Source organism: Cellulophaga sp. F20128 (genome assembly GCF_023015805.1).
GTDB lineage: Bacteria > Bacteroidota > Bacteroidia > Flavobacteriales > Flavobacteriaceae > Cellulophaga.
This window is the reverse complement of the sequence record NZ_JALKBA010000003.1, coordinates 65410-82130: the sequence shown is the minus strand read 5'-3', so window position 1 is coordinate 82130 and position 16721 is coordinate 65410. Positions and strand designations below refer to the sequence as shown.

The window sequence follows — 16721 nt, the reverse complement described above, 5'->3', positions numbered from 1 at the left end:
CCTAACTTTTATTGTATCGATTTGGCGGTACCCTAAATATTACAACACACCGCTAAGGTTTTTTCCAATTATTCTTATCTATACCTTATTAAATGAGATATTAGGATTTTTAATAGCAGAATATCCCGATATATTTAGCCTATCAATGAATGCCTTTTACACTAATTATAATGTTGTTTTATACAATATTTTTTATGTAGTATACTTTTTATATTTTTTCAATCTATTTAGGAATCACATACAAACTATTCTCTATAAAAAACTGATCTTTTATGCCTCGATTATTTTTATAGTTGGGAGTATTGCAAATATCTGCATACAGGATCCACTTAAAGAATCCTTGCTATTTACTTTTATATTTGGAAGTAGCACCCTCATCCTGATTATTTTAACCTATTTCAATCAGATTGATTGGCATCAAAATAAATTAGATCCCACCAAAAACATTCTATTTTGGCTTGGCTGGGGTTTGCTTATATTTTACTCTGGATACCTACCCATTAAAATCTCTAACAATTTTAGGGTGATCACTAACATAGACAATTACCTATGGGTAAGAAGATTGCATTTAACATTAATTCCTGTAATGTATTTATGCTTTATTGTTGGTTTTATTAAAATGAAAAGGAAGCTACTAAAAGATTAAAACAAGAAAAAGCGCTCTTTTAAAAAAAGAGCGCTTTTTTATACTTTAGAAATTACAACCTATAAAGCTGCAATCTGCTTTGATAATTTACTTTTAAGGTTAGAAGCCTTGTTTACGTGAATGATGTTACGCTTTGCCAATTTATCTAACATACTAATAACTGTTGGCAACATTGTTTCAGCAGCTTTCTTATCTTCCTCAGCGCGCAATTTTTTCAACGCATTACGCATTGTTTTATGCTGGTACTTGTTACGTACACGTGCTGCTTCGTTTCTTCTAATTCTCTTTAATGCTGACTTGTGATTTGCCATTTTGTTTTTATTATTTTGTTTTTTTTCTATAGGGTCGATACCCAAAAATTGTAGTCCGTAGGGGAATCGAACCCCTGTTACCAGGATGAAAACCTGGCGTCCTAACCCCTAGACGAACGGACCATTGTTTGTCTGTTGTACAGTATAAAATTAAAGCAAGCACAACACTTACTCAATTTCAAAACAAGCTGTACTGCTTAAGAACTTGTAGTCCGTAGGGGAATCGAACCCCTGTTACCAGGATGAAAACCTGGCGTCCTAACCCCTAGACGAACGGACCATTATTTTTCGCGTATTGCGGATGCAAAAATACAACTATTTTTAATTATTGCAACACCTAACTGTAATTTTTTACAATTTTAATATGCCTTTGCAAACAACACCCTATTTTTAGAAGGTTTTCCCGTTACCATACAGCTTCCATTTTCTGCTTTAACATCAATAGGAATGCACCGTATCGTAGCTTTTGTTTCATTTTTAATCAACTCTTCGGTTTCATCTGTCCCGTCCCAATGTGCTGAAATAAATCCTCCTTTAGACGCTAAAATTTCTTTAAACTCATCATAAGAGTTTACTTCTGTTATATGATTAGCCCTGTGATCAATTGCTTTTTTATAAATATTCTCTTGAATATCCTCTAGCAAACCTTCAATTTTCACCACAATCTCATCTGCTGGTATAATTTGCTTTTCCAAGGTATCTCTACGAGCAACTTCAAAAGTTCCATTATCCATATCTCTTTGCCCCAAAGCAATACGTATAGGTACTCCTTTTAACTCATATTCATTGAATTTAAAGCCAGGTTTATGCGTATCTCTATTATCAAACTTTACAGATATTCCCTTAGCCCGTAATTCTTTTACTAAAGGCGCAACTCTTTCTGCAATGGCATCTAACTGCTCTAAACCTTTGTATATCGGAATTATAACCACCTGTATAGGCGCCAATTTAGGAGGTAGAACCAATCCATTATCATCACTATGCGTCATCACCAAGGCTCCCATTAAGCGAGTAGAAACACCCCATGAAGTTGCCCACACATACTCTTGCTTTCCTTCTTTGGTTGCAAATTTAACATCAAATGCCTTTGCAAAATTTTGTCCTAAAAAATGGGAAGTTCCGGCCTGTAATGCCTTACCATCCTGCATTAATGCTTCTATACAATACGTTTCAATGGCTCCTGCAAAACGTTCACTTGCTGTTTTAACACCTTTTATAACAGGCATTGCCATAAAATCCTCAGCAAAATCGGCATATACATTCATCATTTGTTCTGCTTCAGCAATGGCCTCAGCTTCTGTTGCATGCGCAGTATGACCTTCTTGCCATAAAAACTCGGCCGTTCGTAAAAACAAACGTGTACGCATCTCCCAACGCACTACATTTGCCCATTGGTTTATAAGTAAAGGCAAATCTCTATAAGACTGAATCCATTTTCTATAGGTGTCCCATATAATTGTTTCCGATGTAGGCCTTACAATAAGCTCTTCTTCTAATTTTGCATCCTCATCCACAACAATAGAACCATCTTCTGCGGTCTTTAAACGATAGTGGGTAACCACAGCACATTCCTTAGCAAACCCCTCTACATGACTGGCTTCTTTACTCAAGTATGATTTTGGAATAAAAATTGGAAAATAGGCATTTTCATGTCCGGTTTCCTTAAACATTCTATCCAGTTCTGCCTGCATTTTTTCCCAAATAGCATAGCCATAAGGCTTAATCACCATGCATCCACGTACACCAGAGTTTTCAGCTAGATCCGCCTTCACTACTAGTTCATTATACCATTTGGAATAATCTTCTGCTCTTTTCGTTAACTTCTTGCTCATTATTAGTAGTTTGGCACAAAAATTGTGTTTTAATCAATTAAAAATAAATAGTTCGGCAAAACTAACTATTTTTACATTGTACAACAATAAAATTTAACATCATGATACATTCGTACTCCATTCAAAATATTAAAAGAGTTGTTTTTACTGCAATAACTACTGTCTTAATTGTTTCATGTGGTTCCTATCAAGAAGCCTCGTATTACGACAATGATGGTATTTATTCAAGCCGTGCTACAAAAACAGTAGAAGTTAATACTGCGGAAAACCAAAATAACGCCTACCAAGAATATTTTGGCGAAAAAGCGAATGAATACAATGATATTATAGAAGGCGATCTATTTACAGATGTTGATGGATACTATAGCGATGTACAAGATGAAGGCTTAGACAATAATTATGAAGGAAACCCTGGATGGGGAGACAACCCAACTTCCATAAGTATTAACATTCACGATAACGGCGGATGGGGCAACTACGGTTATTATAGCCCTTGGGGTGATTATGGGTATGGTAGATATGGTGGTTACGGATATTACGGTGGCTACGGACATTACAATTCTTGGTGGGGGCCTTCTTGGAGACCACACAGATTTGGATATGGGTGGAGTGGCATCGGATTTGGATACGGTTATGGATATGGCTACGGCTGGGGCAATCATTATTACAGTCCTTATTACAACAACTATAGCCCATATTATAGCAATCACGGAAGAAACTCTTATGTCTACAACAACAGTAGACGTGGTTCTTATAACACAAATACAATCTCAAACAATAACTACAGAACGAGCGCGCAACGCTCCAATCTAACTACTAGCCCTACTAGAGGAACGGCTACAACAAGATATCGTTCTGGAAAGTCGGCAACGACCACCAATAGCTCAGCTAACCTAAGAACTCCAAGCAACTACAGCGCAAGATCTAATGTTAGTGTTGACGGTATAGAAAGAAATTCTTCATATAGAACTAGTCGTTCTACGCGAACCCAACCAAAATACAATACGAGCTCTAGAAATTACACCTCATACAATAGCACACCAAGGACTAGTAGTAGCTCAACAAACAGTAGCACCTATCAACGTACTACAACGACGAGCCCTAGGCCTACAACTACAACAAGAAGTTCTACAAGAACCAACTCTACCTACACTAGACCGGCTCCTAGCTCATCTAGCAGCAATAGAAGTAGTAGCTATAGAAGCACACCTAGTAGCACTAGAAGTACAACTACGGCTCCAACAAGATCATCATCTTCTAGCTCTAGCACAAGATCATCTAGTAGCAGTAGATCATCGTCATCATCAAGCAGCAGTAGGTCTTCTGGTAGAGGAAGGTAAAATGAATAAAAAGTCTTTGAAATCACAAAAAACAAACTTTATAAAACATAAAGAATGAAAAAACAAATCACATTCTTCTTGGGTTTGGTATGCACGTTAGCATCTGCCCAAAACATGAACGATGTACTTCAATACAGCCAAGAAAACGTTATAGGAACAGCACGGTATCAAGGTATGAGTGGTGCTTTTGGAGCCCTGGGTGGCGATATGTCTGCCATAGCCGTTAATCCTGCAGGGGCTGCCGTTTTTAACCACCACCAATTCACAGCAACCCTATCCCTTTATTACAAAAAAAACAATGCAACCTATTTTAATAGAAATAGTGAGCTTGATGAAAATTATTTAGAAATTAACCAAATTGGGGGGGTAATGGTTTTTAAATCGAATAATTCCAATTGGCGTAAACTTGCCATTGCAGCCAACTACGGCATTGTTCAAAATTTTGATAACAACATTTCAATTTCTGGCATTAGCAACCAAGGTATAGACCAGTATTTTTTAGCATATGCTCAAGGCACTCCCTTTGGCCCCTTATTAATACAAGACGGAGAATATATTGAAGAAGCCTATTTGGATATTGGTGAGAAATTAGGTTTTGCAGATCAACAAGCCTTTCTAGGGTATTACGGCGGATTAATAGACCCTGTAGATGAAAGTAATGACAATAATATTGATTATGTTAGTACCGCTGATTACAGCACTGTAACGCAAAATTTCTTACAAAACACCACGGGCTACAATAACAAATTCACCTTAAACTTAGCCTCCCAATACCAAGAAAATTTATATGTGGGTGCTGCTATAAATATCCATAGTATTTTATACGACAAATACACTGAATTTACAGAAATTGGTTACGACACTAGCTCTCAAATACAAAGAACCACTTTTGATAATTTCTTACATACGGAAGGAAGTGCCTTTTCCTTTACACTTGGTGCTATTGCAAAACTAAATGACAATATACGCATTGGAGGTAGCTACCAATCTCCTACTTGGTATCAGTTAACGGATGACACCTCACAACGAATTTCTTCAGATATAGCCGCGGATGACATAAATTTCATCAACTTTAAGGTTGTTAATTTATTTGAAAAATACACGATAAAAACACCGAGTAAAGTAACAGGAAGTTTAGCAGTTGTATTTGGAAAAGATGGATTATTGAGTTTTGACTACGGTTTTCAAGATATGAGAGACGCTGAATTACGCCCCACAAATGACGCTTCTTTTTCTATGTCCAACACTGCTATTGCAAATCAATTAGGAACTGTTACTACGTACAGACTAGGTGGCGAGTACAGAATAGATGAAGTTAGTTTACGAGGCGGATATCGGTATGAACAAAGTCCATATGCGAACGGAAACATTATTGGTGATTTAAACGGCTACTCCTTAGGTATTGGTTATAATTTTGGCCCAAGTAGATTGGATTTGGCCTTTAACACAACCGAACAAGATGCAGATAAGCAATTATTTGATGCCGGACTAACAACACCAGCTCGGATAAATCACAAGCAAACAAATGTTACTTTAGGATATACCGTAAATTTCTAAAGAAACACAAATTACACCTATAAGAAAGCTGTTCTAAGGGACGGCTTTTTTTATACTATCGCTTTAAGGTAAAATGATTTTGCAGCGTTTTAGCAACAATGATGGTTTGCTCATCCTCTGCATATTCCATACGAAACCAATAATCAGATTCTGGCATTTTCTTACCATTAAATGTTCCGTTCCAAGAAGAATTCGCATTTAATTGTTTTAATAATTTTCCGTAACGATCAAAAATATACACTTTAGGATCTATCAATTCTTCAATACCTAGAATGTTCCATGTATCATGCACCCCATCTTGGTTTGGTGTAAAAAATTTGGGATACCCGATGACTAAAAACGGAATTTCATCCGTAATACCGCAATTGTTTTTATCATTTACAATTAAAGTGTTTTGTCCGGGTGGCACATCGTTAAAAATGGGATCATCTTGAAAATCGCCACCATTTATTGCATATTCATAACTACTATTTCCATTCACAACTACCTCTATTCTGTTCCGATCTACCAAATAATCTAAAACCAATATTTCTATATCTGCAGGATTTGGTGGGGCGTGAAAAAGAATAAGAATTCCTCCATCATCCACTACGGTAGGTGGCATTCCTGAGGCCGTGGTAATCTCCACAAAATACCTTCCTGAATTTGGACTTGCTACGGTATACTCAGTTCCTGATCCTATATTAGGAACGTCTATTACACCGTCATCATCATAATCTACAGACCAAGTGACACTGGCTACATCTGGTCCGGCAGGCGAACGCAAAGCACTCAGCACAATATCTGGATCTCCCTCACAACCAATAATATCCAAACCTAAAAACTCATCTCTAAAGGTGCAGTCCAAAGCATCGGCTTCTCCCGTAAATGTTAAAGTATACGATTCTGGATCACCATCAAAATTGGTGTTGTAATTATTGATCAGAATATAATAAATTTCACCAGCAACAATGTCTAACCAATCATCATAAGTATTTTGACTTCCCTTAACAAAAGAATGACCTGCTTGTCCGGTTTCAGGATTTACCCCTAGCCCCGTAAAAGGAGTTGGATTTACTTCATAGTTACACCGTATGGGTTGAGCTGTACCATTACTAATACTTACACAGTCTGTGTCTGGTCCGTAAACTGCAAAATCCCATTCTGCCGTAATCGTTGCATTTCCAGCAACCGGAGTAGCTTCAAGATCAAAACCAATACGTCCATCTGACAATGCCCTAAAAGCAAACCAAGATGTGTTATTTTCTATATTTGCAGAACTATTACTCCCTTTTTCCAAACAACCTGTTTGACGAATAACATCTGGATCAAAATCATCAATATCTCCACTACCATCGGCCATTACAACAATAGGTGCATCACCACAAACTGGTATTGCAGACCTACAATCTGGTGAGTTTTGCGCATTCCCAATTGCCGTAAATAAAATAAAGCAAAACACTAATTTAATATGTACTCGCATAGATTATGAAAAACTTAAGCACTACTGAATAATCATAATATAAGCGTGAAGAACTACTTTTTATTGCATTACACCGAATATTTTTTCGCTTTATCGATGAAATACGCAGTAAACAAGTCCATACTAGCTTAAAACTACTTACTATAAGCGTACTTTTTGAACTAATAACCATAGGTTTTACAGTGTTTTAATTGGGTTCGCACAATTCTAAAAAACAGAAGAAGTTAACTGTGATTTATTCCAAGTAAAGGTTAGAATTTTTTAAACAGGCAAACACCCCAAACAATAACATAAAATGACAGATTATGTTTATCTTTGCAGTTCTAAAATTTAGATTAATGAAAATAGAAAGCACTATAGAAGGGCTAGATGAAGAAATGGACAACGACCATTTATCAGCAGCTGAAGACACCCCTTTAAGAAATGATGCGTTTGAATTGAGTGATGATGAAAAAATAGACAGGATACAAGCCAGCGTAAAAGATATTTTAAGCGTATTGGGAATGGACTTACAAGATGATAGTCTAAGCGCAACTCCCAAACGCGTTGCCAAGATGTTTGTAAAAGAAATTTTTGGAGGATTACATCCAGATAAGAAACCAAAATCTTCAACTTTTGACAACAAATATAAGTATGGAGAAATGTTGGTAGAGAAAAACATAACCCTATACTCTACTTGCGAACACCATTTATTACCTATTGTTGGTGTTGCACACGTTGCCTATATTTCTAAAGGTACTGTAGTTGGTTTATCAAAAATGAACCGAATTGTAGATTATTTTGCAAAAAGACCACAAGTTCAAGAGCGACTAACTCTTCAAATAGTTAGAGAACTACAAGAGGTTTTAGGCACAGATGATGTAGCTTGCGTTATTGATGCAAAACACTTATGCGTAAACTCTCGAGGCATTAGAGACATACAAAGTAGTACTGTAACTGCGGAATATGGCGGTAAATTTAAAGAGGACGCTACCCGTAGTGAATTTTTGGATTACATAAATCTTGACACCAACTTTTAATAGCGCACCAAAGCATGCAAATCTATAAAAACCAAACCCTTAAAATCTATAACTCCATTGCAGGAAAAAAAGAAGTATTTAAACCCATAAACGAAGGACATATTGGTATGTATGTATGTGGACCTACAGTATACAGCAATGTACACTTAGGAAACTGCCGTACATTTATGTCTTTTGATATGATATTTAGATATTTTAAGCATTTGGGATACAAGGTTCGGTATGTTCGTAATATAACAGATGCCGGACATTTGGTTGACGACGCAGACGAGGGCGAAGATAAGATTGCAAAAAAAGCACTGTTAGAGCAAATAGAACCTATGGAAGTAGTACAACGCTACACCGTAGATTTTCACAACACTTTACAAAAATTCAATTTTTTACCACCAAGCATAGAACCTACTGCAACGGGTCATATTATTGAGCAAATAGAAATAATTAAGGAAATTATTGAAAAAGGATTTGCATATGAGGTAAATGGCTCTGTTTATTTTGATGTTGTAACGTTTAACAAAACCAACAATTACGGAAAATTAAGTGGCAGAAAACTAGAAGATATGATAGCCAATACTCGTGAGTTATCAGCACAAAGTGACAAGAAAAATCCACAAGATTTTGCCCTTTGGAAAAAAGCGGAACCAGAACATATTATGCGCTGGCCATCCCCTTGGGGAGACGGTTTTCCGGGCTGGCACCTAGAGTGTACCGCTATGAGCACTAAATATTTGGGGAAAACTTTTGATATTCACGGCGGTGGAATGGATTTAAAATTTCCGCATCATGAGTGTGAAATTGCACAGGCAGAAGCCAGTAACGGAGTTTCTCCCGTAAATTATTGGCTACATGCTAATATGCTCACACTCAATGGTAAAAAAATGTCTAAATCAACCGGCAACAATATTTACCCAAATGAAATGTTTACTGGTGAAAATCCAATATTAAGTAAACCTTTTTCTCCATCAGCAGTTCGCTTTTTTATGATGCAAGCGCACTACACCAGTATCTTAGACCTAAGTAATGACGCCTTATTAGCGTCAGAAAAGGGATATCTAAAATTAATGGAGGCCATAACAAATCTCAAGGGACTACCAACGGGTTCTTCAAGCAACCTCAATGTGGATGCTTGGAAGCAAAAATGTTATGACGCAATGAATGATGACTTTAATTCACCCATCTTAATTGCTCATTTATTTGAAGCTGTAAAACACATCAACCTTATTAAAGATGGAAAAGAAAGCATTACAGCAAATGACAAAACCATTTTAGAAGAAACGCTAAACACCTTTGTTTTTGAAATATTAGGTCTTACAGGAGTCAATGAAGATGGCAACGGCAATTCTAAAAAGCTAGAAGAGGTTGTAAACTTATTAATACAACTTCGCAATGATGCACGTAGCAATAAAGATTTTGCATTATCAGATCAGATACGCGATCAATTATTAGCTATGGGCATACAATTAAAGGACGGCAAAGACGGCACAACATTTAACGTTTCTTAAATTCGTTTAAAATGATAAAGAAAATACTAATAGCACCCTTTCTACTATTGGTAAAAATATATCAAACCGTTATATCACCATTCACTCCAGCCAGTTGTAGATACACCCCTAGCTGTTCTCATTACACGGTAGATGCCTTAAAAAAATACGGCTTATTCAAAGGTGGATGGCTGGCAATTAAACGCATCTTTAGCTGCCATCCATGGGGAGGCAACGGTTATGACCCTGTACCTTAAAGTTTAGTAAACTTTTAATTATTCATTTTTCAATATTCTTTATGCATTCCCTATCTTAGCCATTCCTAAAATAAAATAGATGCATTTTTTAAGTATATTATGGAATCCTAATGAAACCTTGTTCACCCTTGGACCAATACAGATAAAATACTACAACCTGTTATGGATAGTAGCTTTTACACTAGGATGGTTTATTATAAAAAAGATTTTTGCTCATGAAAAGAAGCCGATAGAGCAGCTAGATTCCCTATTTCTATATACGGTAATTGCAACGATGCTTGGCGCACGCTTAGGCCACGTCTTATTTTATGATTGGGCTTACTACCAAAACCATTTGATAGAAATACTACTGCCAATACGAGAAACGGCGAGTGGCCGACTTTTTGGATTAATACAAGGATATGAATTTACAGGTTTTGCCGGTTTAGCCAGCCACGGTGCCGCCATAGGTATTATAATAGGGATGTTTTTATACTACAGAAAATACCCGGAATTTAAAGTATTATGGTTGTTGGATAGATTAGTGATCCCTGTAGCTATTGGTGCATTTTTTGTTCGATTGGGTAACTTTTTCAACTCTGAGATAAACGGGAAAATAACGGAGAAAACATTTGTATTTGCCACTAAATTTATTCGCGATTCTGATGATATGCCAGCCTATAAAGCATTGGCATTAACCCAAGAAAAAACAGTTAGTGCTGCCTATAATGCCATTGAAAACAATCCAAAATTTGCTAGCATCCTAGAGAGTATTCCTTTTAGACACCCAGCACAATTGTACGAGGGGATTTGCTATATATTTGTCTTTATAATTCTATCTTATTTCTACTGGAAAACGAATAAGAAAGACAAAGCTGGATTTTTATTTGGTCTATTTTTAATTCTCTTGTGGACTATTCGTTTCTTTGTTGAATATGTAAAGAAAAGTCAAGGTGGGTTTGAATCTGGCATAGAAGGCGCCCTATCAACAGGTCAATGGTTAAGTATCCCCTTTATTTTAATTGGAGCCTATTTTGTTTTTAGACCTAAAAAAGCATAAAATGAATGCCCTAAAAAACAAGACATTATTAATACTCTCAGTACTTTTTATAATTGTAGGCTGTAAAGAAAAGCCAGTAAAAATTATTGAAAGGGCTACGGCAACATTTTCAAAAGAAGCCACTCTAACAATAACTAAAGCAAAAGACAGTACCCTAGCCTTGCAATTGGATATTGAAATTGCAGAAACGGAATACGAGACACAAACAGGCTTAATGGACCGCGATAGTATGGATGAAAACCAAGGAATGCTATTTATATTCCCTGATGTTTCCATGCATTCCTTTTATATGAAAAATACTAAAATTGCACTAGACCTACTCTATATAGATGACAATTTAAAAATTGTTAGCTTTAAAAAAAATGCAAAACCGCTAGACGAGTCTAGCCTATCCTCGGAAGTTCCAGTACAGTACGTTTTGGAAATAAATGCCGGTTTAGCAGATAAGTATGGCCTAGAAGTTGGTGATCGTATTCAATTTGAAAGAACAAACCATTGAGAATTGGTTCTAGAAAAATAAAAATAAATACTACCAAGGGGCACACTATTACCGCAACAGAGTTTTCTTCTGTTAAAGGAAATGGCGAAACCATTTTAATTAGTTCTGCCACCGGGGTTCTTCAAAAATACTACTATAAATTCGCTACCTTTTTCGCTACTAAAGGGTATACTGTCTACACTTTTGACTATAATGGAATAGGAAGTTCTGGCGGACATATAAAACAAGTAAGGAAAAATACTTCCACTTTAAAAGAATGGGGCAGTATTGATCAAGCTGCTATAACCTTATATGCAAAGCAAAAAAATCCACTTCATAAACTTACCGTAATTACCCACAGTATTGGCGGGCAAATAGTAGGTTTTAATGGCAATTACAAAATGATAGACAAACTAGTACTTGTCGCATCTCAAAGTGGTTATTGGAATTTATTTGGTGGAATTCATAAATTAAAAATGCTTCTTTTTTGGTCCGCAGTACTTCCTATTGCCACTAAAATTTTCGGTTACTTTCCCGCAAAAAAAATGGGATTATTTGAAAACTTACCTAAAAATATGGCGTATGAATGGGCAAGATGGGGCAGAAAAAAAAACTACTTTATGCATTACCACAGTGAGGCCTCTCATTTTTTTAGCAACCTTAATATTCCGATACTCTCCTATAGCTTCCCGAAGGACAATTTTGCACCCAAAGAAGCTGTAGATTGGCTTACAACCCAATTTAATTCTGCAAAAACAAAGCGAGTTCATTACATACCCGCTGCAGCCGACTTAGCTAAACTGAAGCATTTTGGCTTTTTTAGACCTCATTTTAAAAATTCCTTATGGAAAACTACAGACGAATGGATTAGAACCAATTAATTTATGCAAAATCATTATACCATATTTACGACTAACAATTCTAACAAAAAAGAATTTATAGCCTCTTTAGTTCAAAAAAACAAACCGAAGGACTTTCTGTTTTTATCACATAAAAGTGTTGCCCTTTTTTCAAAAATTACCATCCAAAAATTTATTGATGAGGAGGAAATTCACGATAAAAAGATAATCACGAAACACAGTATACAAAGTCTTAAATCCATGTCTAGTGGTGAGCAAAAAAAAGTGTTGTTACAGTATTTACTAGAATTAAAACCCAATTATTTAATTCTAGATAATCCGTTTGACAATCTTGATGCTGCTTTTCAAAGAAAGCTAAAGGAACTCTTACTTGAAATTGCAAAACACACGACCTTACTTTTAATCATAAGTAGGTCAGAAGATGTATTGCCTTTAAATTCTAAGATATTTAAACTAGAACAAAGCAACCTACAGCCGTTTCAAAACATAGGTGACTATATAGCATCATTACATCCTAAATCTACCCTAGAAGGGCTCCAAATTCCTATAAACCAAAAAGCAGCGTCATATCCACATTCGGAACTTATCAGGTTTACAAACGTTTCTGTAGATTTTGAGGGGAACCAAGTCTTACACAACATTAACTGGACGGTAAACAAAGGAGATTTTTGGCAACTGATTGGAGAAAATGGTAGCGGAAAAACAACACTACTCTCCATGCTTATTGGAGAAAACAGCAAAGGATATGGAAAGGAGCTATACCTATTTGGCAAACAAAAAGGAAGCGGGGAAAGCATTTGGGACATCAAAAAGCAAATAGGCTACTATACGCCTACGATGACAGAAAATTTTACAGGAAATCACAGTCTCGAGAATATGCTAATTTCTGGCTTTAACGATTCTGTAGGTCTTTATACCAAGCCCACCGAACTACAGTTAGGAACTGCAAAAAAATGGTTGGAGCTAACGGATTTACTGCATTTAAGGAACAAGCGTTTTTGCGATGTTTCTGTTGGACAGCAACGTTTAGCCATGTTGATTAGAGCTATGATTAAACAACCTTTATTATTAATCTTAGATGAACCTACTGCAGGCCTAGATGATGCAAGCGCAGCTCTGTTTGTTGCTTTGGTAAATAAGATTGCAGCCTTACATAATACAGCCATCATTTTTGTCTCTCATAGAAATGAGCCCCATTTAAAACCGAGATGTACTTTTGAACTCTGTAAAAGTGCCGCTGGATCCCTTGGAAAAATCACAACTTAAAAAAAAAAAGCTGCTTCCAATATATTGAAAGCAGCTTTTTAATTCTTTAGCTATTGCAGGGGATTTTACTCTTCTTCTCCTGCTTGTAATTTTTTGTTCAATGTGTCATACATTACTGGAGTTGCAATAAATAGTGAGGAATACGTACCTACCATTACACCAACGATCATTCCAAACATAAATCCTCTTAAGGATTCACCTCCAAAAATAAAGATCGCCAACAACACTACCAAGGTCGTTAAAGAGGTATTTAAAGTTCTACTCAAGGTGCTGTTTAAAGCGATACCTACATTTTCACCCGATTTCCAACCTCTTTCTTTTACTATTTCTCGAATACGGTCAAATACAACCACCGTATCGTTTAAGGAATACCCAATTACCGTTAATATGGCCGCTATAAATGCTTGATCTATCTCCATATTAAATGGCATTATCTTTCCAAAAATAGAGAACACACCCAATACAATAAGAACATCATGGAATACAGCTACAACCGCTCCCAAAGAGAATTGCCATTTACGGAAACGCAATAGGATATACAAGAAGACCACAAGTAAGGAGCCTAAGATAGCCCAAACAGCATTTTTCTTAATATCATCTGCAATTGTTGGTCCTACTTTTTTAGAGGATAAAATTCCAATTGAATGACCATCTACTTGACCATTTACAAAATTATCCTTAGACAAACCAGAAGGCAGTAAGTTTTGTAATGAAGTAAATAATTTATCTTGAATTTCTTCATCTACTTCAATCCCTTCCACATCTACTTTATAAGCAGTGGTAATCATAATCTGATTGTCTTCTCCAAATGTTTTTACATTGGTACCCATATCAAAAACAGTATTCAAGCTCGATTGAATTTCAGAGGTATTTACACTCTGATCAAAACGTACCTGATAACTTCTTCCTCCAATAAAATCTACCCCTTGTTGTAATCCAGTAGTAAACAAAGAAACTACAGCAACTAATACTAAAATTCCTGAGAATATATAGGCAAATTTTCTCTTCTTTAAAAAATCAATATTTAAATTTTTGAAAAGATTTTTGGTTAAGCCTGTATAAAAGTCTAAACGTTTCCCTTTACCAGCAGCATACGCTTCAATTACTAATCTTGTCACAAAAATTGCAGTAAACAAAGAAGTTGCAATACCTATCAATAATGTAGTTGCAAAACCTTTGATAGGTCCTGATCCAAAAATAAATAAAATTATTGCTGTAAGTCCTGTTGTTATGTTTGCATCTAAGATTGATGACAAGGCATTTCCAAAACCATCAGAAATGGCTAAGGATTGCCCTTTACCTTTTGCGAGTTCTTCTTTTATACGTTCAAAAATAAGTACGTTTGCATCTACAGACATACCAATAGTTAAAACAATACCTGCTATCCCTGGTAAGGTTAATACCGCATTTAAACTAACCAATACACCAAAAATCAGCAATATGTTTAACAACAACGCAATATCTGCGGCTACACCTGCTTTACCATAGTAAAAAACCATCCAAACCAATACCAATGCCATTGCAATTAAGAAAGACATTAAACCACTATTAATCGACTCATGCCCTAAAGATGGTCCAACAACTTCAGATGCAATAATTTCTGCTCTGGCTGGCAACTTTCCTGCTCTTAATACATTTGCAATATCTTGTGTTTCTGTAATGGTAAAGTCTCCTGAAATTTCTGTACTACCTCCAGAGATACCACCAACTACCGAACAACCAGGAGCTGTATATACTCTGTTATCCAAAACCACAGCAATACCTGTTTGGTTTAAATTAACTTCACTCGTAAATTTTTGCCATTCTTTAGCACCCTTAACGTTCATATCCATACCAACGGTTGGGTTACTCAATTGGTCAAATTGTGCACGTGCCGCACTTACGACGTCACCACTCATTTTTGGTTCATTATCTCTATTTCCTTTTATAGGAAAAAGACCTACTACCTCAACACCTTTTGCTGGACGCTCCCAAATAAATTTGATATGCTGAATGGCATTAGGAATTAATCGTTTAATTTCTGGCATTCTAAGGTATTCCATCACCTTAGCCGTGTCTTTAATTGCAAAGTTTGCTACTGCAAAATTATTAGGGATACCTACAATTAAATCTCCTAATGGATTTACTTGGTTGGCGACACCCAATGAATCTTGTGTAACATCAGACAACAATGAATCTATTTCAGATTCTGGCTTAGAAATATCCTTAGGAGTATCTGTTTTCACTAATGATCTTAATTTCTCATTAGCTGCATTAATAAACTGCATTACATTAGGATCATTTTGAGGATAAGTTTCCCAAAACTCCAATTGCGCAGTACTAGACAATAATTCTTGTGCTCTTGCTTTATCTTTGGCTCCCGGTAATTCTACTAAAATACGACCAGATTTACCTTCTCTTTGTATGTTGGGTTGTGTTACACCAAAACCATCAATACGTTCTCTTAGTACTTCAAAAGCAGATTCTACAGATTCATCAACTTTTTGATGAATAATAGTCTTTACTTCATCATCCGAAGCATCCATCGTTTTAATATCTTCACTTAACGTTTTTGTAAAGAATATATCTGGAGAAGCTAATTTAGTATCCCCTTTATTGGCATCCCAGGCTTCAAAAAATAAATCAATATATGTTTTATCACTATTGTGAGACGCAAGATCTGCATCGTTCAATGACTTTATAAATGCTGGGTTCTTCGTGTTGTTAGCTAACCCCAATAAGATATCTCTAATCTTAATTTGAAGTGTTACGTTAATACCACCTTTTAAATCTAACCCTTTATTTAATTCCTTTTTCTTAGCTTCATTGTAGTTTGTATACCCAAGAATAGAATTATCTCCAATTGAATCTAAGTACTTTGTTTCTAAAGCTTCTCTCTCCTTAGAAAAATTAGCTTCTGTATCAGAAATTTTACTTGAAGCGTAAACTGCGGCTTCATTTTCAATCTTACTACTTATAAAAGTATAGGATAACTGGTAGATACTTACGATTCCAAATAAAAAAGCAAACAGCTTTATAAGTCCTTTATTATACATTAGTTTTTGTTTATTATTGGTAATTTTTATATAGCGTGCAAATATATCATATAAGATAAGAACTGACAATATATTTATCTATATTATATAAAAAAGGGTGTACAAATAAATTTGCCACCCTTTTTTACACTGTTTTTTATT

Annotated in this window: 13 protein-coding genes and 2 tRNA genes; 9 read left to right on the top strand and 6 right to left on the bottom strand. The window is 35.8% G+C overall.

The window, feature by feature from the left end; translation table 11 throughout:
- Positions 1–705: 705 nt before the first annotated feature.
- The 4 genes from rpsT to proS form a co-directional block, all read right to left on the bottom strand.
- Positions 706–957, bottom strand: coding sequence for a 30S ribosomal protein S20 (rpsT, locus tag MWU65_RS04430; RefSeq protein WP_247075969.1), 252 nt, complete (start codon positions 955–957; stop codon positions 706–708).
- A gap of 51 nt (positions 958–1008) precedes the next feature.
- Positions 1009–1080 (bottom strand) — tRNA-Glu (locus MWU65_RS04425).
- An 85-nt stretch (positions 1081–1165) separates the two neighbouring features.
- Positions 1166–1237: transfer RNA gene (locus MWU65_RS04420), tRNA-Glu, on the bottom strand.
- Between the two features lie 79 nt (positions 1238–1316).
- Positions 1317–2789: a proline--tRNA ligase gene (gene proS, locus MWU65_RS04415; protein WP_247075968.1), complete on the bottom strand. Its 1473-nt coding sequence runs from the start codon at positions 2787–2789 to the stop codon at positions 1317–1319.
- A gap of 101 nt (positions 2790–2890) precedes the next feature.
- On the opposite strand from proS, the gene MWU65_RS04410 reads away from it, so the two are divergent.
- Together MWU65_RS04410 and MWU65_RS04405 are read left to right on the top strand one after the other, a co-directional pair.
- Positions 2891–4129 (top strand): hypothetical protein, encoded by a 1239-nt coding sequence (locus tag MWU65_RS04410; protein WP_247075967.1) that lies wholly within the window; start codon positions 2891–2893, stop codon positions 4127–4129.
- 54 nt (positions 4130–4183) lie between these two features.
- The gene (locus MWU65_RS04405) at positions 4184–5686 is read left to right on the top strand and encodes an outer membrane protein transport protein (RefSeq protein WP_247075966.1); all 1503 of its coding nucleotides are present in this window, start codon (positions 4184–4186) and stop codon (positions 5684–5686) included.
- A gap of 55 nt (positions 5687–5741) precedes the next feature.
- Here MWU65_RS04405 and MWU65_RS04400 read toward each other — a convergent pair whose 3' ends face one another.
- The gene (locus MWU65_RS04400; protein ID WP_247075965.1) at positions 5742–7148 is read right to left on the bottom strand and encodes a T9SS type B sorting domain-containing protein; all 1407 of its coding nucleotides are present in this window, start codon (positions 7146–7148) and stop codon (positions 5742–5744) included.
- Between the two features lie 338 nt (positions 7149–7486).
- On the opposite strand from MWU65_RS04400, the gene folE reads away from it, so the two are divergent.
- The 7 genes from folE to MWU65_RS04365 all read left to right on the top strand — a co-directional run bounded on the left by folE (position 7487) and on the right by MWU65_RS04365 (position 13545).
- On the top strand, positions 7487–8167 hold the full coding sequence (folE, locus tag MWU65_RS04395; protein ID WP_247075964.1) for a GTP cyclohydrolase I FolE: 681 nt from the start codon (positions 7487–7489) through the stop codon (positions 8165–8167).
- A gap of 14 nt (positions 8168–8181) precedes the next feature.
- On the top strand, positions 8182–9666 hold the full coding sequence (gene cysS / locus MWU65_RS04390) for a cysteine--tRNA ligase (RefSeq protein WP_247075963.1): 1485 nt from the start codon (positions 8182–8184) through the stop codon (positions 9664–9666).
- An 11-nt stretch (positions 9667–9677) separates the two neighbouring features.
- Entirely contained in the window at positions 9678–9902 is a 225-nt protein-coding gene (gene yidD, locus MWU65_RS04385; RefSeq protein ID WP_247075962.1) for a membrane protein insertion efficiency factor YidD, read from the top strand.
- 79 nt (positions 9903–9981) lie between these two features.
- On the top strand, positions 9982–10941 hold the full coding sequence (lgt, locus tag MWU65_RS04380; RefSeq protein WP_247075961.1) for a prolipoprotein diacylglyceryl transferase: 960 nt from the start codon (positions 9982–9984) through the stop codon (positions 10939–10941).
- A gap of 1 nt (position 10942) precedes the next feature.
- Positions 10943–11440, top strand: coding sequence for a DUF192 domain-containing protein (locus MWU65_RS04375; protein WP_247075960.1), 498 nt, complete (start codon positions 10943–10945; stop codon positions 11438–11440).
- Positions 11437–12300, top strand: a complete 864-nt coding sequence (locus MWU65_RS04370; RefSeq protein ID WP_247075959.1) for an alpha/beta fold hydrolase — start codon at positions 11437–11439, stop codon at positions 12298–12300. The genes MWU65_RS04375 and MWU65_RS04370 overlap by 4 nt, the downstream gene beginning before the upstream one ends.
- A 3-nt stretch (positions 12301–12303) precedes the next feature.
- Complete coding sequence (locus MWU65_RS04365) at positions 12304–13545, top strand: ATP-binding cassette domain-containing protein (protein WP_247075958.1); 1242 nt, start codon at positions 12304–12306, stop codon at positions 13543–13545.
- 65 nt (positions 13546–13610) lie between these two features.
- Here MWU65_RS04365 and secDF read toward each other — a convergent pair whose 3' ends face one another.
- On the bottom strand, positions 13611–16580 hold the full coding sequence (secDF, locus tag MWU65_RS04360; RefSeq protein WP_247075957.1) for a protein translocase subunit SecDF: 2970 nt from the start codon (positions 16578–16580) through the stop codon (positions 13611–13613).
- Positions 16581–16721 lie beyond the last annotated feature (141 nt).